This window comes from Streptomyces sp. NPDC042100, from assembly GCF_055582325.1.
In genome coordinates this window covers 621,065-642,241 of sequence record NZ_JBVJDK010000002.1, presented here as the reverse complement: position 1 = coordinate 642,241, position 21,177 = coordinate 621,065, and the positions used below count along the sequence as shown (strand labels likewise).

The 21,177-nt window shown below is 72.2% G+C and carries 21 protein-coding genes and 1 riboswitch; of the genes, 12 read left to right on the top strand and 9 right to left on the bottom strand.

Annotation, left to right across the window (positions count from 1 at the left end; translation table 11 throughout):
• The first annotated feature begins 115 nt into the window (after positions 1 to 115).
• Positions 116 to 757 (top strand): IclR family transcriptional regulator, encoded by a 642-nt coding sequence (locus ACZ6J5_RS07070; protein ID WP_046912351.1) that lies wholly within the window; start codon positions 116 to 118, stop codon positions 755 to 757.
• Positions 758 to 858: 101 nt separating this feature from the next.
• Positions 859 to 1,659: a S16 family serine protease gene (locus ACZ6J5_RS07065; RefSeq protein WP_469388488.1), complete on the top strand. Its 801-nt coding sequence runs from the start codon at positions 859 to 861 to the stop codon at positions 1,657 to 1,659.
• Here the strand turns inward: ACZ6J5_RS07065 and ACZ6J5_RS07060 are convergent.
• The 4 genes from ACZ6J5_RS07060 to ACZ6J5_RS07045 all read right to left on the bottom strand — a co-directional run bounded on the left by ACZ6J5_RS07060 (position 1,592) and on the right by ACZ6J5_RS07045 (position 4,371).
• Positions 1,592 to 2,896 (bottom strand): MFS transporter, encoded by a 1,305-nt coding sequence (locus tag ACZ6J5_RS07060; RefSeq protein WP_469388486.1) that lies wholly within the window; start codon positions 2,894 to 2,896, stop codon positions 1,592 to 1,594. The genes ACZ6J5_RS07065 and ACZ6J5_RS07060 overlap by 68 nt on opposite strands.
• A gap of 38 nt (positions 2,897 to 2,934) precedes the next feature.
• Entirely contained in the window at positions 2,935 to 3,138 is a 204-nt protein-coding gene (locus ACZ6J5_RS07055) for a hypothetical protein (protein ID WP_469388484.1), read from the bottom strand.
• Between the two features lie 24 nt (positions 3,139 to 3,162).
• Positions 3,163 to 3,804 (bottom strand): ArsR/SmtB family transcription factor, encoded by a 642-nt coding sequence (locus tag ACZ6J5_RS07050; RefSeq protein ID WP_469388481.1) that lies wholly within the window; start codon positions 3,802 to 3,804, stop codon positions 3,163 to 3,165.
• Between the two features lie 84 nt (positions 3,805 to 3,888).
• Positions 3,889 to 4,371 carry an Lrp/AsnC family transcriptional regulator gene (locus ACZ6J5_RS07045; protein WP_469388479.1) on the bottom strand — a complete coding sequence of 161 codons (483 nt, stop codon included), beginning with the start codon at positions 4,369 to 4,371 and terminating at the stop codon, positions 3,889 to 3,891.
• Between the two features lie 121 nt (positions 4,372 to 4,492).
• Between ACZ6J5_RS07045 and hppD the strand changes: the two genes are divergently transcribed.
• Positions 4,493 to 5,638 carry a 4-hydroxyphenylpyruvate dioxygenase gene (gene hppD, locus ACZ6J5_RS07040; RefSeq protein WP_469388477.1) on the top strand — a complete coding sequence of 382 codons (1,146 nt, stop codon included), beginning with the start codon at positions 4,493 to 4,495 and terminating at the stop codon, positions 5,636 to 5,638.
• Positions 5,639 to 5,772: 134 nt separating this feature from the next.
• Here hppD and ACZ6J5_RS07035 read toward each other — a convergent pair whose 3' ends face one another.
• On the bottom strand, positions 5,773 to 7,236 hold the full coding sequence (locus tag ACZ6J5_RS07035) for a tetratricopeptide repeat protein (RefSeq protein WP_469388475.1): 1,464 nt from the start codon (positions 7,234 to 7,236) through the stop codon (positions 5,773 to 5,775).
• 97 nt (positions 7,237 to 7,333) lie between these two features.
• Here ACZ6J5_RS07035 and ACZ6J5_RS07030 point away from each other — a divergent pair, with 97 nt between their 5' ends.
• On the top strand, positions 7,334 to 8,728 hold the full coding sequence (locus tag ACZ6J5_RS07030; protein ID WP_469388473.1) for an FAD-binding oxidoreductase: 1,395 nt from the start codon (positions 7,334 to 7,336) through the stop codon (positions 8,726 to 8,728).
• Positions 8,729 to 8,832: 104 nt separating this feature from the next.
• Here the strand turns inward: ACZ6J5_RS07030 and ACZ6J5_RS07025 are convergent, their stop codons facing one another.
• Positions 8,833 to 9,327, bottom strand: a complete 495-nt coding sequence (locus tag ACZ6J5_RS07025; RefSeq protein ID WP_469388471.1) for an SsgA family sporulation/cell division regulator — start codon at positions 9,325 to 9,327, stop codon at positions 8,833 to 8,835.
• Positions 9,328 to 9,628: 301 nt separating this feature from the next.
• Here ACZ6J5_RS07025 and ACZ6J5_RS07020 point away from each other — a divergent pair, with 301 nt between their 5' ends.
• On the top strand, positions 9,629 to 11,158 hold the full coding sequence (locus tag ACZ6J5_RS07020; protein ID WP_469388469.1) for an RDD family protein: 1,530 nt from the start codon (positions 9,629 to 9,631) through the stop codon (positions 11,156 to 11,158).
• Between the two features lie 166 nt (positions 11,159 to 11,324).
• Entirely contained in the window at positions 11,325 to 12,035 is a 711-nt protein-coding gene (locus tag ACZ6J5_RS07015; protein ID WP_469388467.1) for an RDD family protein, read from the top strand.
• Between the two features lie 56 nt (positions 12,036 to 12,091).
• Here the strand turns inward: ACZ6J5_RS07015 and ACZ6J5_RS07010 are convergent, their stop codons facing one another.
• On the bottom strand, positions 12,092 to 12,391 hold the full coding sequence (locus ACZ6J5_RS07010) for a hypothetical protein (RefSeq protein ID WP_469388465.1): 300 nt from the start codon (positions 12,389 to 12,391) through the stop codon (positions 12,092 to 12,094).
• Between the two features lie 351 nt (positions 12,392 to 12,742).
• Between ACZ6J5_RS07010 and ACZ6J5_RS07005 the strand changes: the two genes are divergently transcribed.
• Both ACZ6J5_RS07005 and ACZ6J5_RS07000 read left to right on the top strand, forming a co-directional pair.
• Positions 12,743 to 15,160, top strand: coding sequence for an immune inhibitor A domain-containing protein (locus tag ACZ6J5_RS07005; protein WP_469388462.1), 2,418 nt, complete (start codon positions 12,743 to 12,745; stop codon positions 15,158 to 15,160).
• 143 nt (positions 15,161 to 15,303) lie between these two features.
• On the top strand, positions 15,304 to 15,600 hold the full coding sequence (locus ACZ6J5_RS07000) for a hypothetical protein (RefSeq protein WP_469388459.1): 297 nt from the start codon (positions 15,304 to 15,306) through the stop codon (positions 15,598 to 15,600).
• Here the strand turns inward: ACZ6J5_RS07000 and ACZ6J5_RS06995 are convergent.
• Positions 15,597 to 16,205, bottom strand: coding sequence for an isochorismatase family protein (locus ACZ6J5_RS06995; protein ID WP_469388458.1), 609 nt, complete (start codon positions 16,203 to 16,205; stop codon positions 15,597 to 15,599). The genes ACZ6J5_RS07000 and ACZ6J5_RS06995 overlap by 4 nt on opposite strands.
• A 123-nt stretch (positions 16,206 to 16,328) precedes the next feature.
• Complete coding sequence (locus ACZ6J5_RS06990) at positions 16,329 to 17,657, bottom strand: nicotinate phosphoribosyltransferase (RefSeq protein WP_469388456.1); 1,329 nt, start codon at positions 17,655 to 17,657, stop codon at positions 16,329 to 16,331.
• A gap of 102 nt (positions 17,658 to 17,759) precedes the next feature.
• Here ACZ6J5_RS06990 and clpS point away from each other — a divergent pair, with 102 nt between their 5' ends.
• From clpS to ACZ6J5_RS06970, 4 genes are all read left to right on the top strand, one after another.
• On the top strand, positions 17,760 to 18,065 hold the full coding sequence (gene clpS / locus ACZ6J5_RS06985) for an ATP-dependent Clp protease adapter ClpS (protein WP_329420925.1): 306 nt from the start codon (positions 17,760 to 17,762) through the stop codon (positions 18,063 to 18,065).
• Positions 18,065 to 18,649 carry a DUF2017 domain-containing protein gene (locus ACZ6J5_RS06980; RefSeq protein ID WP_469388453.1) on the top strand — a complete coding sequence of 195 codons (585 nt, stop codon included), beginning with the start codon at positions 18,065 to 18,067 and terminating at the stop codon, positions 18,647 to 18,649. Before clpS ends, ACZ6J5_RS06980 begins: the two co-directional genes overlap by 1 nt.
• Before the next feature lie 342 nt (positions 18,650 to 18,991).
• Positions 18,992 to 20,461 (top strand): amino acid permease, encoded by a 1,470-nt coding sequence (locus ACZ6J5_RS06975; protein ID WP_469388451.1) that lies wholly within the window; start codon positions 18,992 to 18,994, stop codon positions 20,459 to 20,461.
• Positions 20,462 to 20,607: 146 nt separating this feature from the next.
• The gene (locus ACZ6J5_RS06970; RefSeq protein ID WP_469388449.1) at positions 20,608 to 21,033 is read left to right on the top strand and encodes a M67 family metallopeptidase; all 426 of its coding nucleotides are present in this window, start codon (positions 20,608 to 20,610) and stop codon (positions 21,031 to 21,033) included.
• A gap of 24 nt (positions 21,034 to 21,057) precedes the next feature.
• A riboswitch (cobalamin riboswitch) is annotated at positions 21,058 to 21,175 on the top strand.
• Positions 21,176 to 21,177 lie beyond the last annotated feature (2 nt).

Below are 21,177 nucleotides of genomic sequence, written 5' to 3'. Positions count from 1 at the left end.
GAGCGCAGCCGGTGTGCCCCGTCCTGCCGGCGGCCTCTGACGTGCGTCGCCGATGGGACCGGTGTCGCAGCTCTCGTACGAGTCCGCTGTCACTCACTCCGAAGGAGAGGGCGTCGTGACCGCGGAGACCTCCCAGACGCTCGACCGAGGACTCAGAGTCCTCAAACTGCTCGCCGACACCGACCACGGCCTGACCGTCACCGAGTTGTCCAACCGACTCGGTGTCAACCGGACCGTCGTCTACCGTCTGCTCGCCACGCTCGAACAGCACGCCCTCGTCCGCCGCGACCTGGGTGGCCGCGCCCGGGTCGGGCTCGGCGTGCTCCGGCTCGGCCGCCAGGTGCATCCGCTGGTGCGGGAGGCCGCGCTGCCCGCGCTGCGCTCGCTCGCCGAGGACATCGGCGCGACGGCCCATCTGACCCTGGTCGACGGGGCGGAGGCGCTCGCCGTCGCCGTCGTCGAGCCGACCTGGACCGACTACCACGTGGCCTACCGGGCCGGTTTCCGGCATCCGCTGGACCGCGGGGCGGCCGGCCGCGCCATACTCGCCGCCCGCCTCGGCGAGCTCATCGAACCGGGCTTCACCCTCACCCACGGCGAGCTGGAGGCCGGCGCGAGCGGGGCCGCCGCGCCGCTGGTCGGGGTGACCGGGATCGAGGGCAGCGTCGGTGTCGTCATGCTCTCGGACGCGGTGCCGGAGCGGGTCGGGCCGAGGGTCGTGGACGCGGCACGGGAGGTCGCCGACGCCCTGCGGTAGGGCCCCGCGGTAGGGGGTGTCGCAGGCGGGGGAGGGGGCCTTGGCCCCGCCCCGGGGACGCGCGCGTCCGCCGGACGGGCCCGGCCCAGTAGATTGGGGGCGTGTTCTCCCTCTCCAGCCTCTCGCGTCCCCGCGCGCTCGCCCTCTGCGCCGTTCCCGTCGTCGCGCTCTTCGCCGTCGCCGGGCTCGCGCCGCTGCCCTTCTCGATCGCGCAGCCGGGGACGACCGCGGACGTGCTCGGCGCGGACAAGGGGCGCGAGGTGATCACCGTGAGCGGTGTCCCGGTCCGGCAGACCGAGGGGCAGCTGCGGATGACGACGATCCTGGCGACCGGCCCCTCCGAGGACATCGGTCTCGCGGACGTGGCCGACGCCTGGTTCCGCACGGACCGGGCGGTGCTGCCCCGTGAGTCGGTCTACCCCTCGGGCAAGTCCGACAAGGAGATCGAGCAGCGCAACCTCGGGCAGATGAAGGAGTCGCAGGACGCGGCCTCCCTCGCCGCCCTCGGCTATCTGAAGCTCGACCCGGCGAAGGTGAAGGTCCAGCTCCACCTCGCCGACGTCGGCGGGCCCAGCGCCGGACTGCTCTTCTCCCTCGGCATCGTCGACAAGATCGACGGGAACGGGGACGGCGGCGACCTCACCGGCGGCCGGACCATCGCCGGTACGGGCACGATCACGCCCGACGGCAAGGTCGGCGCGGTCGGCGGGGTCTCGCTGAAGACGCAGGCCGCCGCGCGCGACGGGGCCACCGTCTTCCTGGTGCCGAAGGACGAGTGCTCCCAGGCGCGGGCCGAACTGCCCGAGGGGCTGCGCCTGGTGCCGGTGACCACCCTCAGCGACGCGGTGTCGTCCCTGCGGGCCCTGGGGCAGGGGCAGGAGTCGAAGGTCCCGGGCTGCTGAGCCCGGCGGGCCCGGCGGGGCGCTCCATCGTCTTCCAGGCGGGGAAGACCAGCGGGGAGAGCGTGGCCAGGAAGTAGACCGCGGCGAAGGAGAGCAGGGCCGTGGTGATGCCGGCCCGCTCGACCAGATAGCCCGCGGCCAGGCCGCCGAGCGGGGTGGTCAGCAGCACCCCGGCGGTGCTGGCGCCGCCGACGCGGGTGCGGAGCTGTTCGGGGACGGTCTCGTAGAAGACCGTGGACAGGATCGGGTTGAGCACTCCGGCGCCGAGCCCGCCGAGCGCCATCGTGACGAGCAGCGGCGGCGTGGTGTCCGTGCAGGCCGCCACCACGTACGAGGGGGCGCCGGCGAGCAGGAAGCCGACGGCGAAGACCGGGCGGCGCGGGAAGCGGTGGCCTACCGCCCCGTAGAGCAGCGCGCCGATCAGGGCACAGCCGCCGAAGACGGCGACGAGCAGCCCGATGGCGGCCGAGCCGCCGAGCTCCTCGCGGGCGTGTACGGGGAGCAGCACCGCGTTCCAGCTCTGGCCGAGGCCGTTGGTGACCATCACCATCAGGTTGATCCCGAGCAGCAGCGGGGTGCGCAGCAGGAAGGAGTAGCCCTCGCGCAGGTCGGTGCGGTACGCGGCGAGGGAGAGCGGCGGCGCCCCGCGGAGCGGCTCGGCGGCGGGTATGCCGCGCAGTCCGGCGAGGACGAGCAGGGCGGAGACGCCGAAGGTGACGGCGTCCACGTAGAGCACGGTGTCCGCGCCGATGAGGGCGACGAGGACGCCGGCGAGGGCGGCGCCGGTCATCCGGGCGCCGCGGGAGACGGCCTCGTACAGGCTGGTGGCCCGGGTGAGCGGGGTGCCGGCGTGCCGGGCGAGGTCGGGGATGAGGACGTGCCGGGCGGTCTCGCCGGGGGCGTGGAAGAGGCCGGTGACGGCCATCAGCGCGCACAGCATCCAGAACTGGAGCAGTCCGGCCCGGTTGAGCAGCGGGATCGCGGCGAGGGCCAGGGCGCAGACGAGGTCGGAGGCGACGGAGACGCGGCGGCGGCCGATCCGGTCGATGACGGGGCCGCCGCAGATCGCGGAGAGGACGACGGGCACGGCGGCGAAGAAGGCGACGACGCCGGCCTTGCCGGGGCTTCCGGTGGTCTCCAGGGCGAACCACGGGACGCCGATGAGGGTGAGTGAATTGCCGCTGATGGAGATGGCGTTGGCGGCCAGGACGGTCGCCAGTGGTGTGCGTTCTCGCACGGTGTTTCCCCCCGGTGGATGGCTGGTGCTGCTGTGGGTCAGGCGGTGGCGCAGCCGCCGCGCGGCTGCGGGACGGCGAGCCGCAGGCCGAACTCGACCAGCTTCCAGCCGAGTTGGACCCGGACCGGGGTGGCGGGCGGGCGCGGGCCGGCCGGGGCGGCCGAGGCGGCGAGGCCGCCGGCGGTGCGGTGGAGCTCGGCGGCGGTCAGGTCGTGCAGGACGTGGTGGATGTCGGAGTGCATGGCGTGGTCCTTCGGGTCGCGGTGTCAGTTCTCGCCGTGCTGGGGGAAGGCGTGCAGGTGCATCCGGACGCGCTGGGTGTCGGGGGCCTCGCGGTCCTCGGTGTCCCGGTACTCGTTGATCAGGGCGTGCAGGCGTCCGTCGAGCTCGCGCAGCCGGTCGGGGGACAGGTGGAGCGTGAAGTCGCTCATGTCGGAGGCGCCGAGCCAGGTTTCGGCCCACTGGTGCCGGGTGCCCAGGTAGGTGCTGAGCTCCTGGGTGTGGATGGTCGCTATCTCGTGGAGGTAGATCTCGACGGCGCCCTGGACCTCCGGGTCCGTGTTCTCGTACAGCGCCTCGTCGAAGGTCGTGCCCTGCGCGGCAGCCTTCCACCAGCGCTCGCGGCCCTTGCCGCGCTCGGGGTCGTCCTCGACGAAGCCGTGGGCGGCGAGCTGGCGCAGGTGGTAGCTGGTGGCGCCGCTGGACTCGCCGAGGCGCTCGGCGAGCTGGGAGGCGGTGGCGGGGCCGTGGTGGCGCAGGGCGCGGAGCAGCTGGATGCGCAGGGGGTGGGCGAGGCCGCGCAGGGAGCGCGGGTCCAGCACCCTGGCGCCGGGTTCGACGTCGGGGGCTGCGGCGGGCGCGGAGGGGTCGTGCTCCGGCTCGGGCTTCGGCTCGGGCTTCTCGGGCATGACTCCACCGTAGAGTTGCAAAGGGATCTCTGCAAGGGTTTTTTGCAGAGACTTCTTTGCAACTCTGGAGGGAGTGCCGGGGTGTCAGTGCCGCGCGTCGCCGTCCCCCGCGGCCTGCTCCACCAGCGGGATGATCCGCAGCGGGACCGGGTTCTCCATGACGATCGCCGTCGACGCCCGGACGATGCCCTCGAAGCCCACCACCCGGTCGATCACCCGCTGGAGGTCCGCGTTGGACCGCGCGACCAGCCGGCAGAGCATGTCGCCGTGGCCCGTGGTCGTGTGCAGCTCCAGCACCTCCGGGACGGTCGCCAGATGGCCCCGCACGTCCGCGCCCTGCCCCTGCTTGATCTCCAGGGTCGCGAAGGCGGTCACCGGGTAGCCGAGCGCCGCCGGGTCCACCTGGGGGCCGAAGCCGCGGATCACGCCCTGGGACTGGAGCCGGTCGAGCCGTGCCTGGACCGTGCCGCGCGCCACGCCGAGGCGGCGCGAGGCCTCCAGGACGCCGATCCGGGGCTCCTCGGCGAGGAGCACGATGAGCCGTCCGTCCAGATGATCGATCGCCATGCGGGTCTCCTGATGGTCATCATGTACAAGTCGCACGCCGATGGTGGCCCATCGCTGTGCAGATTGACCAGGGGAACAAGAAACTATTGCGCAGCTTGCCGGACGGCGGGACTCTGCTGTCATGACTGAGACCCTCGATCACACCCCGACCACCGCGCGTGAGGCCGACCCCTTCCCGGTGAAGGGAATGGACGCGGTCGTCTTCGCCGTCGGCAACGCCAAGCAGGCCGCGCACTACTACTCCACGGCCTTCGGCATGAAGCTGGTCGCCTACTCCGGACCGGAGAACGGCAGCCGGGAGACCGCCAGTTACGTCCTCACCAACGGCTCCGCCCGTTTCGTGTTCACCTCCGTCATCAAGGCCACCAGCGACTGGGGCCGCTTCATCGACGAGCACGTCACCGCCCACGGCGACGGCGTCGTCGACCTGGCGATCGAGGTGCCGGACGCGCGCGCCGCCTACGCCCACGCCGTGGCCCAGGGCGCCACCGGGCTCGTCGAGCCGCACGAGCTGAAGGACGAGCACGGCACCGTCGTGCTCGCCGCCATCGCCACGTACGGCAAGACCCGCCACACCCTCGTCGAGCGCTCCGGCTACGACGGCCCCTACCTGCCCGGCTACGTCGCCGCCCGGCCGATCGTCGAGCCGCCGGCCAAGCGCACCTTCCAGGCGATCGACCACTGCGTCGGCAACGTCGAACTCGGCCGTATGAACGAGTGGGTCGAGTTCTACAACAACGTCATGGGCTTCACGAACATGAAGGAGTTCGTGGGCGATGACATCGCGACCGAGTACTCGGCGCTGATGTCGAAGGTGGTCGCGGACGGCACCAAGAAGGTCAAGTTCCCGATCAACGAGCCGGCGATCGCGAAGAAGAAGTCGCAGATCGACGAGTACCTGGAGTTCTACGGCGGCCCCGGCGTCCAGCACATCGCGCTCGCCACCAACGACATCGTCGCCACCGTGCGCGCGATGCGCGCCGCCGGCGTCGAGTTCCTGTCCGTCCCGGACGCGTACTACGACACCCTCGGCGAGTGGGTCGGCGACACCCGCGTCCCGATCGACGAGCTGCGCGAGCTGAAGATCCTCGCCGACCGCGACGAGGACGGCTACCTGCTCCAGATCTTCACCAAGCCGGTCCAGGACCGCCCGACCGTCTTCTTCGAGATGATCGAGCGCCACGGCTCCATGGGCTTCGGCAAGGGCAACTTCAAGGCCCTCTTCGAGGCCATCGAGCGCGAGCAGGACAAGCGCGGCAACCTCTAGCGGCCGCCGCGCCCCGAACGAGGGGCCCGGACCCGGGTGACGCGTCCCGGGGCCGGGCCCTTCCCCACGTCCCGGGCGGTCACGGGGGGCCGCCCGGGGCACCGCCCCGCGCGCCCGCGCGCGGGCGGGTCCTTTCAGGCCGGCTTCCCGCCCGGCGTCCGCGCCGCCTTCTTCGGCTCCTGAGGCCGTGTGTCCTGGCGTGCGTCCGGCCGTGTGTCCGGCCGTACGTCCTTGGGGAGTTCGTCCGGCAGGTCGCCCAGCGCGTCCAGGGCCTCCCGCGCGCGCGGGGCGAGCAGCGGCGAGAAGGACGGGTCGATCCGCAGCGCCTCCGCCAGGTGCCGGCGGGCCGGGCCGCCCTCCTCCAGGGCCCGCTCGATCTCGCCCCGGTGGTAGGCGAACAGCGCGCTGCGCAGCCCCTCGTCGGTCGCCCGCTTCGCGTACTCCAGCGCCTCCTTGGGCTCGCCCGACCGGAACAGCGCCCAGCCGAGCGCGTCCGCCACCCGCACCTCCCGGTGGCCCCGCGCCCACTCCGCGCGCAGCAGCCGCACCGCCTCCGCCGGATCGCCGTGGTCCGCCGCCAGCAGCCCCCGGGCCACCTCCGCGCGCGGCAGCCGCTGCGTCCGCAGGCGCTCGTACAGGGTCCGCGCGTCCCCGTCCCGGCCCAGCGACTCGAACAGCTCGCCCGCCTCCAGCAGCAGGTCCGGGAGCGGCTGCCGGGCCAGCGCCGTCTGCCAGCCGTGCACCGCCTGGTCCGTGCGCCCCAGCGCCGCCAGGCTCCTGGCCCGGCCCGCGAGCGACGGCGGGTCGTCCGGGACCAGCCGCAGCGCCGTCTCGTACGAGCCCAGCGCCTCCGCGGGCTCGCCGCGCTCCCCCGCCAGGTCGCCCAGGCGCGCCAGGGCCGCCGCCTTGTCCGCGTCCGACTCCGCGAGCGCCACCGCGTCCGCCGCCGCCGCGCCCGCGTCCTCGCGCCAGCCCCGGTTGCGGTACAGCCGCGCCGACAGGGCGCTGACCGAGGGGCCCGCGTGCAGCTCGGCCAGGGTCTCCGTCGCCTTCTGCGCCGCCTTGTAGTCGCCCAGGCCCTCGTACGCGTCGATCAGCGCCGGATACGCCGACCAGCGCTTCGGGCCCGCCGCGCGCGCCTGCTCGCCCCAGCGCTTCCCGGCGGCGAAGTCGCCGCGCGCGTTCGCCAGCGCCGCCATGCCCAGCTCCGCGTCGACGTTCCCGCGACCCCCCTGCTTCCCGCGCGCGGCCGGGCGCAAGGCCAGAGACCGCTTCAGGGCCTCCTCCGCGCGCGGCAGGTCCGCCGGGTCCGCGCGGCGCAGCGCCCGCTCCGTATAGGCCGCGCCGAGCACCGCCCAGGACGCCTCGTCACCGGGATGGGCCTTCAGCCAGGTCTCGCGGTCCCCGATCAGCGCGACCAGGTCGGGCAGGGCCGCCCGGGCCCCGGCGTGCGCCGCGTTCGCCGCCCGCTCGGCGGGACCGGGCGGGCGCTGCGGCTCGCGGCCGAACAGCTCCGGCACGTACAGCAGCGCCGTCGCGGCGAGCACCGCGCCCACACCGCAGGCCAGCACCGTCCGCGACACGTTCTCGCTCCTCATGGCGCTCACTGTGCGCCCGCGGGCCGCTGTACGAAGAGCACACGAGCGCCGGTCCCGGCGGGTTCACACCGATGGCCCCGGGTGCCACGCTGGACCCATGGACGATCTTCAGCAGGACGATCTTCAGGCGCGGCTCCACCGGGAACTGCGCGCCGGACTCCCCGCCGAGGCGCTGCTCACCGACCCGGACGTCACCGCCTCGTACGCCCACGACATGGCGAGCTTCTGCACGGCCGGCACCCCCGCGGCCGTCGTGCTCCCGCGCACCGTCGAGCAGGTCCAGCACGTGATGCGCACCGCGACCGCGCTGCGGGTGCCGGTGGTGCCGCAGGGCGCCCGTACCGGCCTCTCCGGCGGCGCCAATGCCTCCGACGGCTGCGTCGTGCTCTCCCTGGTCAAGATGGACCGCATCCTGGAGATCGACCCGGTCGACCGGATCGCCGTCGTCGAACCGGGCGTGGTCAACGCGGTGCTCTCGCGGGCCGTCGCCGAACAGGGCCTGTACTACCCGCCGGACCCCTCCAGCTGGGAGACCTGCACCATCGGCGGCAACATCGGCACCGCGTCCGGCGGGCTGTGCTGCGTGAAGTACGGGGTCACCGCCGAGTACGTGCTCGGCCTGGACGTCGTGCTCGCCGACGGGCGGCTGCTGCGGACCGGCCGGCGCACCGCCAAGGGCGTCGCGGGCTATGACCTGACCCGGCTCTTCGTCGGCTCCGAGGGCAGCCTCGGCATCGTCGTCGGGGCGGTGCTGGCGCTCCGGCCGCAGCCGCCCGTCCAGCTCGCGCTGGCCGCCGAGTTCCCCTCGGCGGGCGCCGCCTGCGAGGCCGTCTGCGCGATCATGGAGCGCGGCCACACGCCGTCGCTCCTCGAACTGATGGACGGCACCACCGTCCGGGCCGTCAACAAGCTGGCCCACATGGGGCTGCCGGACACCACCGAGGCGCTGCTGCTGTGCGCCTTCGACAGTCCGGACCCGGGGGCCGACCTGGCCGCCGTCGCGGAGCTCTGCCGGGCGGCCGGGGCCACCGAGGTCGTGCCGGCCGAGGACGCGGCCGAGTCCGAACTGCTGCTCCAGGCCCGCAGGCTGTCGCTCACCGCGCTGGAGACGATCAAGAGCGCGACCATGATCGACGACGTCTGCGTGCCGCGCACCAAGCTGGCCGCGATGCTGGCCGGGACGACGGCGATCGCGGAGAAGTACGGGCTGACCATCGGGGTCTGCGCGCACGCGGGCGACGGCAACACCCATCCCGTCGTCTGCTTCGACCACGCCGACGAGGACGAGTCGCGGCGGGCCCGGGAGTCCTTCGACGAGATCATGGCGCTCGGGCTCGCGCTGGGCGGCACGATCACCGGGGAGCACGGGGTGGGCGTGCTGAAGAAGGAGTGGCTGGCGCGGGAGTTGGGGCCGGTGGGTCTGGAGTTGCAGCGGGGCATCAAGCGGACCTTCGACCCGCTGGGCCTGCTCAACCCCGGCAAGCTCTTCTGACCTTCGCACCGGGGACCGTCGTACCGGGGATCTTCGTGCCGGGCGCCTCTCTACCGGGCGCCTCCGTACCGGGCGCCTCCCTGCCGGGCACCTCCGTACCGGAGTCACAGCTCGCCGTCCGTGGACTCGTCCGACGGCCACGGGTCGCGCAGCCACAGCTCGTCCACGATCGCGCTGGTGGCCAGCAGTTCGGCGAGACCCTCGTCGATGCCGAGCTGCTCGGTCTCGGTGCCCGGCGGCACCGCGCGCAGGGTCCGCTCCAGCCACGCGGACACCTGCGCGGACGGCGCCTCCAGGAGGGCGTCGCCGTCGGGGGAGGAGAGCGCCACCAGGACGACGTTGCGGCCGTCCACCTTGGTCGGCCAGATGCGCACGTCGCCGTGGCCGCAGGCGCGGAACACGCCCTCGACGAGCAGCTCGCGGGCGAAGGTCCAGTTGACCGGGTGCTCGGAGCCGATGTGGAAGGTGATGTGCACGGCGTACGGGTCGTCGACGCGGTACGCGAGGCGCGCGGGGACCGGGACGGAGCGCTCGGGGGAGAGCACCAGCTTCAGCTCCAGCTCGCGCTCGACGACGTTGTTCTTCTCGGTGTTCTGCATGGCGGTGACGCCTCTCTCTCGTGGGGGCCCGTGGCTGGGCCTTCACGAGGAGAGAGCGCGGTCCGGGCGATCCATTACGCGACTTCGGAGAAGTTTCCGAAGATTTTTTCCGGGGCGGGTGAGTGCGGGCCCGAATATCACTCTGTGTGACGAAAATCGGGTTCCGTCCCCCGAAGGCGGGCTTTCTGGCGGGCTCCTTGTCCCCGCGGGGGCGTTCTTCGTTACTGTCCTCCTTGGGCGTGGCGCGGTCGGGGCGCGACCGCGCGGACCAAGGGCGTTGTGACTGAACGGAGTCGGGGCAGTGGCTACTCCTCCTGGAGGCGGCGGAGAGGTACCGCGGGCGGGCTACTACCCGGATCCGTCGATCCCCGGGTACATCCGGTACTGGAACGGCGGCGCGTGGGTGCCCGGGACGAGCCGGCCCGCCCCCGCCGACGGCGAGGCCCCGCCGGCCCCGCCGACCGCGCTCGCCCCCCAACTGGCCCCGAGCCCGGCCCCGGCACCCGCACCCGTGTCCGTGCCGCCGTCCGTCCCCTCGGTCGAGGAGACCGGCCCGGTCTTCTTCGACACCGACCCGGATCCGACCCAGGCCCCGGCCCAGGCCCCGGTACCGGACCCGGACCCGGAGCCCGCCTCGGTCTGGCACGCGACGACCTCGGTCCAGACGGGTTTCGGCGGCGAACGCGACCAGAGGGTGTCGTGGGGACGCGAGGACGCGGACGGCGCCCCGGGCGCCTCCACCCCCTCCACCTCTTCCGCCTCCCCGGCCTCTTCGGCCTCTTCCCCCTCCTCGGACACCGCCCAGGCCGCAGCCGACCCGAGGGCCGCCGCCGCTCCGGTGTGGCCTCGGGCGGGTGCCGGTCCGGCCGTGGAGCCGGTACGGACCGAGCCGGTACGGGAGTCCGCGGGGCTGCCCGGTCAGGGCCCCGCCCCCGTCTGGCCCCCGGCCGGCGGCGCGGCCGAAGAGCGGGCCGGCCTGCCGGGCCAGACCGCCGCCGGGAGCGCCCCCGCGAGCGCCGCCGGGGCCGCGGCGGCCGCCGCCCGGCTCGGCGGGATGCCCGTAGCCCCCTCGTGGGCGCCCCAAGCCCCGCAGCAGGCCCAGCCGCAGCCGTCGCCGCCTCAGCAAGCGACCGCCCCGGCCCCCCGGACGCCGCAGCCCCAGCCCCTGGCCCAGCCGCAGGCCCAGGCCCAGCCGCAGGCTCAGGCCCAGCCGCAGGCCCAGGCCCAATCCCAGCCCCAGGCCCAATCCCAGCCCCTGGCCCAGCCCCAGCCCCAAGCCCAGGACCCCGTAGTCCCCTGGAAGCCGCCCGTCGCGGATCCCTTCCTCGCCCTCGCGCAGGCGCAGGCCTCCGCGCGCCCGGCCGGGCTGGGGCGGCGGCTGGTGGCCCGGCTCGTCGACACGCTCGTGTTCGGGGCGATGGCCGGGGCCGCCGCGTACCCCTTCGTCACCGCCGCCCTCGCGCACATCGACGAGAAGATCGCGGCGGCCAAGCGGTCCGGCGTCACCGTCCAGGTCTGGCTGGTCGACTCGACGACCAGCGTGCAGTTCGGCATCGCCCTCGCCGCGCTCCTCGTGCTCGGCGTGCTCTACGAGGCGCTGCCCACGGCCCGCTGGGGGCGCACGCTCGGCAAGAAGCTGTGCGGGATCCAGGTGTGGGACATCGAGGCGCACGAGCCGCCCTCCTTCGGCGCCGCGCTGCGCCGCTGGCTGGTCTACAGCGTGCTCGGGCTGCTCGTGCTCGGGGTGATGAACGTCCTGTGGTGTCTGGTCGACCGGCCGTGGCGCCAGTGCTGGCACGACAAGGCGGCCCGCACCTTCGTCGCCCGGTAGGCCGGATCCCGGCCCCCGGCCCCCGGCCTTTGGCCCTCGCCCCCGGCCCCCGGCCTTTGGACCTGGCCCCCGGCCCCGGGCCTTCGGCCCCCGCCCCGCCCCGCCCCGTCCCCCGAACGGGCCGTGCTCGATTGCGGGGGCCCGGCGTCCGGGGTGCACTGCCCCCATGAGCAACGATCAGCCGCCGCCGCCCCCGGGTCAGCCGCCGGAGGACGACCCGTTCGCCAAGCGCCCGCCGGACTCCGGCCCGCCGCCGCCCCCGCCGCCCCCGCCCCCGCAGGGCGGGCCGCCGCCGGGGAACCCGTACGACTCCACGCCGCCCCCGCCCCCGCCGGGAGGCCCGCCGCCGCCCTACGGGTCCGGTTACGGCGGTGGTTACGGCGGGGCCGACCCGCTCGCCGGGATGCCGCCGCTCGCCGAGACGGGGCGGCGCGTCGCCGCGCGGATCGTCGACTGGCTGATCATCGCCGTGCCGCTCGCGATCCTCGGCATCCCCTTCAACGTGTACCAGCGGGCCACCGAGAGCGGGAACGACTTCGGGGACACGGTCAACAGCCTCAACGGCGGCGGGCAGCTCGTCTTCCAGCTCATCACCATCGTCGCGTACGTCGGCTACGACACCCTGATGAACGCCAAGCGCGGGCAGACCCTCGGCAAGAAGTGGCTGAAGCTGCGGGTCGGGATGCTCAACGACGGCTCCACGCCCTCGATGAACGCGTCGCTGATCCGCGCGATCGTGCTGTGGGTGCCCGCGCTGATCTGCTGCGCCTGCCTGTGGCCGCTGCTCCTGCTGATCCTGATCCTGGTCGACAAGCCCTACAAGCAGGGCCTGCACGACAAGGCGGCCAAGACGGTGGTGGTGCAGGTCGCCCCGTGACGGGCGAGGGGCGGACCGGGCGGGGACGGGGAGGTACGGGGAGGGACGGGGCGGGGTTACGAGCGGATCCGGGTGTCGGCGCCCGCGCCCACGCGCGCGGCGGGCACCCGGATCTCCTCGTTCGAGGGGGCGGCGGAGCCGGCGGGCCCGGCGGCTCCGCCGGCGACCGAAGGCTTGACTGGCCGCTTCCGTACCGGCATCGTCACCGCCACCAGCACCCCGAGGATCAGCCCCGCGGCACAGATCGCCGCGATGCCGAGCGTCGTGGTGGTGCCGGAGAGCAGCAGCAGGGCGACGGTCGCGAACACGACGGTGGCCGAACCGTAGGCGGACTGTGCGGCGGTCGGACGCTGCATGACGGGTACCGTCCCTCGGGCGAGCGTGCGCGTGGCGACGTGCGCGTGGCAATGGGCGACTCTACGACGGTGGATGCCCGAGGGGAACCAGAAGTAAGCGTGACCTAACCCACGGTGCGGAGGCACGGGGGGCGCAGGGGCGCACGAAAGGCCACCGGGAGCTCGCCCGGTGTTCGGCACGCGTTCGATTATCGGAAATCCGCTCCTGCATAGTGCAGTTGGTGTGTCCAAGTCAAGATCTGTCTTTTCTTCGGCAACTCCGGTCGAATGTCGTCACTTGTGACGCGCAGACCCGCCGGCGGATACCCCACACCGGTCCGCGGCGAGGGGCGCCGGGGAGGACAGATCCAAGTGACCAACAGACGACGGGCGATCCGAGCGTCCGCAGTCGTCGTGGCGCTCGCGGCTACCGCCGCCACCGCCTCGACCTTCACCACCGCCTGGGCCGACAACCACGGCAGCGTGCCGGCGGCGTCCGCGCCCGGCGCGCGCTCCGTGGACAAGACCACGGTCGACCACGACCTCGACGGCCCGTACAGCAAGCAGCAGGACCAGCAGCGCAAGGCTGCCCTGGAGCAGGTGCTGAACGGCGAGAGCAAGGTCGAGAACCGGGGCGGCTCGAAGGTCGTCAAGCTCGACAGCAAGAAGTACGTCGAGCTCGGCCGCGAGAAGACCGACAAGATCTTCACGATCCTCGTCGAGTTCGGCGACCAGGTCGACAACACGACCCTGGTCGACCGCAAGGACGACGACACGGACGAGCTGAAGCCGAAGTACGGCGGCACGCCCGGCCCGCTGCACAACGCGATAGCCAAGCCGGACCGGAAGAACGACAACTCCACGGCCTGGCAGGCGGACTACAACCAGCAGCACTTCCAGGACCTGTACTTCGGTACCGGCAAGGACAAGAAGGGGCAGCAGAAGCAGTCCCTGAAGACCTACTACGAGAAGACCTCGTCCGGCCGCTACTCGGTCGACGGCGCGGTCTCCGACTGGGTCAAGGTCCCGTACAACGAGGCCCGCTACGGCTCCAACTACTGCGGCCAGACCAACTGCGCCAACGTGTGGGACACCGTCCGCGACGGCCTGGTGGCCTGGAACGCGGACCAGAAGGCCAAGGGCAAGACCGACGCCGAGATCAAGGCGACGCTGGCGCAGTACGACCAGTGGGACCGCTACGACTTCGACAACGACGGCAACTTCAACGAGCCCGACGGCTACATCGACCACTTCCAGATCGTCCACGCGGGCGAGGACGAGTCGGCCGGCGGCGGCGCCGAGGGCACCAACGCCCTGTGGGCCCACCGCTGGTACGCCTACGGCACCGACGCGGGCAAGACCGGCCCGGCGGGCAACAAGTCCGGCGGCACCCCGATCGGCAACTCGGGCATCTGGGTCGGCGACTACACGATGCAGCCGGAGAACGGCGGCCTCGGCGTCTTCGCGCACGAGTACGGCCACGACCTCGGTCTGCCGGACCACTACGACACCGCCGGCGGCGAGAACTCCACGGGCTTCTGGACCCTCATGTCCTCCGGCTCCTGGCTCGGCACCGGCAAGGACTCCATCGGCGACCTCCCCGGCGACATGAACGCCTGGGACAAGCTGCAGCTCGGCTGGCTGAACTACGCCAAGGTCAACGACTGGCAGCGGGGCACCAAGACCACCCACAAGCTGGGCGTCTCGGAGTACAACACCAAGAACCCGCAGGCGCTCGTCGTCGAGCTGCCGAAGAAGTCCGTCACCACGGACGTCGTGGCCCCCGCCCAGGGCGCCACGCAGTGGTGGAGCGACATGGGTGACGACCTCAAGAACACCCTCACCCGCCCCGTCGACCTGACCGGCAAGACGTCGGCCTCCCTGGAGCTCCAGGGCTGGTACGACATCGAGCAGGACTACGACTACCTGTACGCCGAGGCCTCCACCGACGGCGGCGCCAACTGGCACGCCCTCGACGGCACCGCCGACGGCAAGCCGCTCCAGAAGGACGCCTCCGGCGCCCCGGCGCTGACCGGCGCCTCGGAGAAGCACCAGAAGCTGGTCTACGACCTCGGTGCCTACGCGGGCAAGAAGTTCGACCTCCGCTTCCGCTACCAGACGGACGGCGGCGCGGGCGGCAAGGGCTTCACGGCCGACGCCATCACGCTGACCGCCGACGGTGCCCCGGTCTTCTCGGACAACGCCGAGAACGGTGACAACGGCTGGGTCGCCAAGGGCTTCTCGCGCATCGGCAAGGGCTTCGCGAAGGAGTACGAGCAGTACTACATCGCGGAGAACCGCCAGTACGTCTCGTACGACCAGACCCTCAAGGTCGGCCCGTACAACTTCGGCTTCACCGGCGACAAGGCCAGCTGGGTCGAGCACTACCCGTACCAGAACGGTCTGCTGATCTGGAAGTGGGACCTGTCCCAGAAGGACAACAACACCTCCCAGCACCCGGGTGTGGGCCGTGTCCTCCCGATCGACGCCCACCCGTCCCCGCTGAAGTGGGGCGACGGCACCCTGATGCGCGGGCGCGTCCAGGCGTACGACTCGCCGTTCAGCATCTCGCGCACGGACGGCTTCCAGCTCCACAAGGCCGGCGTCGGCACCTGGGTCCCGTCCCAGGCCGGCAACCCGACCTTCGACGACCGCAAGGGCGTCTACTGGTTCAAGGAGACCGAGCGCTCCGGTGTCCAGGTAACTGACACCAACACCAAGATCCAGGTCGTCAAGGAGGCCAAGGACGGCTCCACGATCACGGTCCAGGTGGGTCCCTCGACCAAGTAACGGCGAGTTTTCTGAATCGTCGCAGGTCAAAGCGTGATCGGCCGTCGCCCTCTAGCGGGCGGCGGCCGATCGTGTTTAGGTGCGTCTTACGGCCTAGGCCGCCTGACCTTATTGACAGTCGTTCCACGGGGGAGTGGTTCCGTATGCCCAATGGGGGTTTCTGCAGACTGCCCGGAGGCAGTGTCGTCGTCGCCATAGGACTGCCCAGCCCGGCCGGCGACGGGGCCACCGTCCGCTTCCTGGTGCACGCGGCGAACCGGGCCCGCGCCCTGACCCGGCTGCGGAACCTGGGGCTGCGGGCCGTCTACCTGCGGGGCAACACCGAGCCGCCGACGCCGGACGAGATCACGGCCGTCCTGCACCACCCGGACGGGATGCTCTGGCGGATCACCGCCCAGGAGCTCTGGCACCCCATACGCTCGCTCCCGAGGGCGGTCTAGAGCGCCCCCTCCCCGGGGGTGACGGGCTTCCCGGTCAGCTCCACGCCCGCCGCCCGCAGCTCGTCCAGGGCCCGCCCGGTGGTCTCCCGGGCCACCCCGGCGGTCAGGTCCAGCAGCACCTGGGTGCGGAAGCCCTCCCGGGCCGCGTCCAGGGCCGTCGCCCGCACGCAGTGGTCGGTCGCGATGCCGACCACGTCGACCTCGGTGACCCCGCGCTCGCGCAGCCACTCGGCGAGCGTCACGCCGTTCTCGTCGCGCCCCTCGAAACCGCTGTACGCGGCCTCGTAGGCGCCCTTGTCGAAGACGGCGTCGACGGCGCCCGAGGCGACCGCGGGGGCGAAGTTCGGGTGGAAGCCCACGCCCTCCGTGCCCGCCACGCAGTGTCTGGGCCAGGAGTCGACGTAGTCCGGGCGCTCCGAGAAGTGGGCGCCCGGGTCGATGTGGTGGTCGCGGGTGGCGACCACGTGCCGGTAGGCGGCGGCGCCGGCCGCCTGGCCGATGAGGTCGGTGACGGCGGCGGCGACGTCCGCGCCCCCCGCCACGGCGAGGCTGCCGCCCTCGCAGAAGTCGTTCTGAACGTCCACGACGATCAATGCGCGGTGCATGGCGGGTGTCCTTAGCGCGTCGGATGGGTGGGTTGTGAGCCTAGAGACTTCCCCCTCCGGAGGGGAGGGGGCGTCCACCGGCGTTCGGGCGCCTCCTCGGGGCGCGCGGCGGGCCGTCCGCGGCTACGCGTACTCGGTCGGCAGCACGGGCTCGCCCCGGGAGAGCTGGATCGCGGACATCGGCAGCCCGGCGCGGGCCGCGATGTGCCGGGAGCGGGCCGCCTCCAGCGGCTCGCGGGCCACCACCGTCCCGCCCTTCACCAGCTCCACCAGGAGCTGCCGGTCGGCCAGCGCGGCCGGGACGGGGCCGGTGCCGACGACCTCGGCCTCGGCGACCCCGGCCGCGTCGGTGCGGCGCGCGGCCCACTTGCGCCCGCCGATGGACGCCTTGCCGCCCACGGACTTCTTGGCGACCGGCACCAGCGGCGCCCTGGGGTCGGCCGAGGAGGCGCGGGCGACCAGCTTGTAGACCATCGAGCAGGTGGGGTGCCCGCTGCCGGTGACGAGCTGGGTGCCGACCCCGTACGCGTCGACGGGCGCCGCCGCGAGCGAGGCGATGGCGTACTCGTCGAGGTCGGAGGTGACCACGATCCGGGTGTCCCGGGCGCCCAGCTCGTCGAGCTGCGCGCGCACCCGGTGGGCGACGAGCAGCAGGTCGCCGGAGTCGATCCGGACCGCACCGAGCCCGGGTCCGGCCACCTCGACGGCGGTCCGGACGGCCTCGGCCACGTCGTAGGTGTCCACGAGCAGGGTGGTGCCGCTGCCCAGCGAGTCGACCTGGGCCCGGAAGGCGTCCCGCTCGCTGTCGTGCAGCAGGGTGAAGGCGTGGGCGGAGGTGCCGACGGTGGGGATGCCGTAGCGGAAGCCGGCCGCCAGGTCCGAGGTGGAGTCGAAGCCGCCCACGTAGGCGGCGCGCGAGGAGGCGACGGCGGCGAGCTCGTGGGTGCGCCGGGCACCCATCTCGATGAGCCGCCGGCCGCCCGCCGCGGCCGACATCCGGGAGGCGGCGGCGGCGATGGCCGAGTCGTGGTTGAGGATCGAGAGGATCACGGTCTCCAGGAGCACGCACTCGGCGAAGGAGCCCTCCACCCGCAGCAGCGGCGAGCCCGGGAAGTAGACCTCGCCCTCCGGGTAGCCCCAGATGTCGCCGGAGAAGCGGTAGCCGGCCAGCCACTCCAGGGTCGGCTCGTCGACGATCCCGCGCTCGCGCAGGAAGCCGAGCACGTCCGCGTCGAAGCGGAAGTTCTCGACGGCGTCCAGCACCCGGCCGGTGCCGGCGACGACCCCGTAGCGGCGCCCCTCGGGCAGCCGGCGGGTGAAGACCTCGAAGACGGACCGGCGGTCCGCGGTGCCGGCCCGCAAGGCCGCCTGGAGCATCGTCAGCTCGTACTGATCGGTGAAGAGCGCCGTCGACGGAACGTCCACCGGCAGCCCAAGGTCCGCAGCGTTCATAGGAGGATGCTACCGCAGTATTCGTCACTCTGACGAATACTGGCGCGCCGAGAAGGGCACCCGTTTGTGCGGTGGGGCGGTCGGGGTGGCAGCATGGACGGGGTGAGCGTTGCGCCTATCGAGATCGAACGGACCGAATCGGCCGAGGAGGTCTCCGCCGTCGTCGAACCCGACGTGCCCTGGGTGACCCTCGTGCACAACGACCCGGTCAACCTGATGAGCTATGTCACGTACGTGTTCCAGGCGTACTTCGGCTACTCCAAGGACAAGGCGCACAAGCTGATGCTCGACGTGCACAACAAGGGCCGGGCCGTGGTCTCCAGCGGCACCCGCGAGGAGATGGAGCGGGACGTGCAGGCGATGCACGGCTACGGGCTGTGGGCGACCCTCACCCAGGACCGCGGCTGATGGCCGGCCGCTTCGAGCCGCTGCCCGGCGGCGGCGCCGCCATCGCGCTCGACGAGGTCGAGATCTCCATCCTCCGCTCGCTGGCCGTGCAGCTCCTGGAGCTGATCGGGCCCGGCGACGAGCCGGTGGAGGGCGAGGACCCGCTGGCCGCGCTGTTCGCCGAGGGGCCGAGCGAGCCGCCCTCCGACCCGGCGCTGCGCCGGCTCTTCCCCGACGCGTACGGGGACGGCACCGACGAGCTGCGGCAGGCCGCCTCGGACTTCCGCCGCTACACGGAGAACGACCTGCGCGCCCGCAAGCGCGAGGACGCCCTGGTGGTGGTGCGCGGCCTCGACTCGCCGGCCGTCGACGCGACGGGGGAGGGCGGCGCGGTCCTCAAGCTGGCGCCCGACGCCTCCCGGGCCTGGCTGGGCACGCTCAACGACCTGCGGCTGACCATCGGCACCCGCCTTGAGGTGACCGACGACGACGAGAGCGAGCAGCTGTACCGGCTGCCCGACTCCGATCCGCGCAAGCCGATGGTGATGGCCTATCTGTGGCTGGGCGCGCTTCAGGAGTCACTCGTGGAGACGCTCCTGTCGTAGCGGGGGCCCGTTCCGGGGGTCCCCGGGGCCCGTTCCGGGGGTGTTCGCTCAGCGGACGCTCAAATCCGGATAACGAATGCGTTACCCAAGTGACCGTCTTTGCTCCATTGAGTCCCTTTTGTCCGTCTTTTTGTGTGGTTCGTGCCACAGCGCCCCCCGTCGATCACGGTTGAGCCCGTGATAAATCTTCACGACCACCCGGGGACGCCACCCTTGTTCCCGGGGGCGCTTTGGCCGGCTGACCGCCGGTAGCACTCCATCCACATCCGGGGGGATCAGGACCTGGTCCGCGGCAGACGCACTCGCAGTCGCGCGGATCGGCATGGAGAAAGGCGCACCACCATGACCTCAGTGCAGGTCGACAAGCAGCACGACGGCAATGAGGCCGCGGACTCCGCCTCGGGCGAGGGTTACCACCGGGCGCTCGGCGCCCGTCAGATCCAGATGATCGCGATCGGCGGCGCCATCGGCACCGGCCTGTTCCTGGGCGCCGGCAAGGGCATCTCCATCGCGGGACCCAGCCTGATCCTCGCGTACGCCGTCGCGGGCCTCGTCATCTTCTTCATCATGCGGGCGCTCGGCGAGCTCCTCATGTACCGCCCGGTGTCGGGCTCCTTCTCGGAGTACGCCCGCGAGTTCATCGGCCCCTTCGCGGGCTTCGCGACCGGCTGGACCTACTGGCTCTTCTGGGTCGTCACCGGCATCACCGAGGTCACCGCCGCCGCCACCTACATGACGTACTGGTGGGACATCCCGCAGTGGCTCTCCGCCCTGGTCTTCACCATCGTCCTGTACGGCGCCAACCTGATCTCCGTGAAGCTCTTCGGCGAGCTCGAGTTCTGGTTCTCGATGGTCAAGGTCACCGCGATCGTCGGCATGATCCTGATCTGCGCCGGCATCCTCACCCTCGGCTTCTCCGACGCCGGTGACACCGCCTCCGTCACCCACCTGTGGGACCTCGGCGGCTTCTTCGCCGGCAAGGACGGCATCTTCTCCACCCTGATGACCCTCCAGATGGTCATGTTCGCCTTCCTCGCCGTCGAGCTGGTCGGCGTCACCGCGGGCGAGTCCAAGGACCCGAAGACGGTGCTGCCGAAGGCGATCAACACCGTGCCGTGGCGCATCGCCGTCTTCTACGTCGGCGCGCTGATCATGATCCTGTCGGTCGTCCCGTGGACCGAGTTCCAGCCGGGTGTCAGCCCCTTCGTCGCGGCCTTCGAGAAGATGGGCCTCGGCATCGGCGCCGCCATCGTCAACTTCGTCGTCCTGACGGCCGCGCTGTCCTCCTGCAACTCCGGTATGTACTCCACCGGCCGGATGCTGCGCGACCTCGCGCTCAACGGGCAGGGCCCGAAGGTCTTCACCAGGCTCACCCGGTCGGGCACGCCGCTGGTCGGCACCACCTTCTCCGCCGCGCTGATGATGGTCGGCGTCTGGGTCAACTACCAGTGGCCCGGCGAGGCGTTCAACTACGTCGTCTCCTTCGCCACCATCTCCGGCATGTGGGCCTGGATCGTCATCCTGATCTGCCAGATCCGCTACCGCCTCAAGGCGGACCGGGGCGAGCTGCCGCACTCCTCCTTCAAGGCGCCGGGCGGCATCTGGTTCAGCGTCTTCTCGCTCGCCTTCATCGCGATGGTCGTGGTGACGATGGCCATGGACGCCGGCAACCGGGTCGCGCTCTACGGCGCGCCGGTCTGGGGCCTGCTGCTGGCCGTCGCCTACCTGGTCCTTAAGAGCCGCGACCCCGAGGGCGCCGCCTTCGCCAAGCGCGCCGACCGGGGAGCCGGCAAGGAGTCGGCCGAGTCCTGACCCGGCCGGTCCCGGGCCGACCTGCCCTGACCGGGCCTGATCTGCCCTGACTGGGCCGGACCTGACCTGACCTGCACAGTCTCAGTATGCGGGCCGTTCCGTACCACTTCTCGGTACGGAACGGCCCGTCTGCTTATCCTCTAGGCATGCTGACCATCACCCGGGCCCTGTACGACCAGATCGTGGAACACTCCCGCGCGGACCACCCCGACGAGGCCTGCGGCGTGGTCGCCGGTCCGGTCGGCAGCGGCCGCCCCGAGCGCTTCATCCCGATGCTGAACGCGGCGCGCTCGCCGACCTTCTACGAGTTCGACTCCGCGGACCTGCTCAAGCTCTACCGCGACATGGACGACCGGGACGAGGAGCCCGTGATCGTCTACCACTCGCACACCGCCACCGAGGCGTACCCGTCCCGCACCGACATCACCTACGCCAACGAGCCGGGCGCCCACTACGTCCTCGTCTCCACCGCCGACACCGACGACGCCGGGCCCTTCCAGTTCCGCTCCTACACGATCGTCGACGGCGTCGTGACGGAGGAGGAGGTCGAGATCGTGGAGGCGTACGAGTAGTCCGCGGGCCGGGTGAGACACTGTCGGCAAACGAGGGCGGCAGGACCCAGGAAGCCGGTGCGAATCCGGCACGGTCCCGCCACTGTGACCCGCCCCTGACCAGGGCCGGAAGCCAGGAACTGACCTGCCGCCTGCCAGTACCGA

What these genes read in the sequence shown, in the direction of transcription:
- ACZ6J5_RS07050 (WP_469388481.1), bottom strand. Translation starts at nt 3,804, where the DNA reads ATGCCCGAGAAGCCCGAGCCGAAGCCCGAGCCGGAGCACGACCCCTCC.
- ACZ6J5_RS07035 (WP_469388475.1), bottom strand. Translation starts at nt 7,236, where the DNA reads ATGAGGAGCGAGAACGTGTCGCGGACGGTGCTGGCCTGCGGTGTGGGC.
- ACZ6J5_RS06970 (WP_469388449.1), top strand. Translation starts at nt 20,608, where the DNA reads ATGCTGACCATCACCCGGGCCCTGTACGACCAGATCGTGGAACACTCC.
- ACZ6J5_RS07055 (WP_469388484.1), bottom strand. Translation starts at nt 3,138, where the DNA reads ATGCACTCCGACATCCACCACGTCCTGCACGACCTGACCGCCGCCGAG.
- ACZ6J5_RS06990 (WP_469388456.1), bottom strand. Translation starts at nt 17,657, where the DNA reads ATGAACGCTGCGGACCTTGGGCTGCCGGTGGACGTTCCGTCGACGGCG.
- ACZ6J5_RS07030 (WP_469388473.1), top strand. Translation starts at nt 7,334, where the DNA reads ATGGACGATCTTCAGCAGGACGATCTTCAGGCGCGGCTCCACCGGGAA.
- ACZ6J5_RS06975 (WP_469388451.1), top strand. Translation starts at nt 18,992, where the DNA reads ATGACCTCAGTGCAGGTCGACAAGCAGCACGACGGCAATGAGGCCGCG.
- ACZ6J5_RS07010 (WP_469388465.1), bottom strand. Translation starts at nt 12,391, where the DNA reads ATGCAGCGTCCGACCGCCGCACAGTCCGCCTACGGTTCGGCCACCGTC.
- ACZ6J5_RS06980 (WP_469388453.1), top strand. Translation starts at nt 18,065, where the DNA reads ATGGCCGGCCGCTTCGAGCCGCTGCCCGGCGGCGGCGCCGCCATCGCG.
- ACZ6J5_RS07045 (WP_469388479.1), bottom strand. Translation starts at nt 4,371, where the DNA reads ATGGCGATCGATCATCTGGACGGACGGCTCATCGTGCTCCTCGCCGAG.
- ACZ6J5_RS07000 (WP_469388459.1), top strand. Translation starts at nt 15,304, where the DNA reads ATGCCCAATGGGGGTTTCTGCAGACTGCCCGGAGGCAGTGTCGTCGTC.
- hppD (WP_469388477.1), top strand. Translation starts at nt 4,493, where the DNA reads ATGACTGAGACCCTCGATCACACCCCGACCACCGCGCGTGAGGCCGAC.
- ACZ6J5_RS07015 (WP_469388467.1), top strand. Translation starts at nt 11,325, where the DNA reads ATGAGCAACGATCAGCCGCCGCCGCCCCCGGGTCAGCCGCCGGAGGAC.
- ACZ6J5_RS06995 (WP_469388458.1), bottom strand. Translation starts at nt 16,205, where the DNA reads ATGCACCGCGCATTGATCGTCGTGGACGTTCAGAACGACTTCTGCGAG.
- ACZ6J5_RS07025 (WP_469388471.1), bottom strand. Translation starts at nt 9,327, where the DNA reads ATGCAGAACACCGAGAAGAACAACGTCGTCGAGCGCGAGCTGGAGCTG.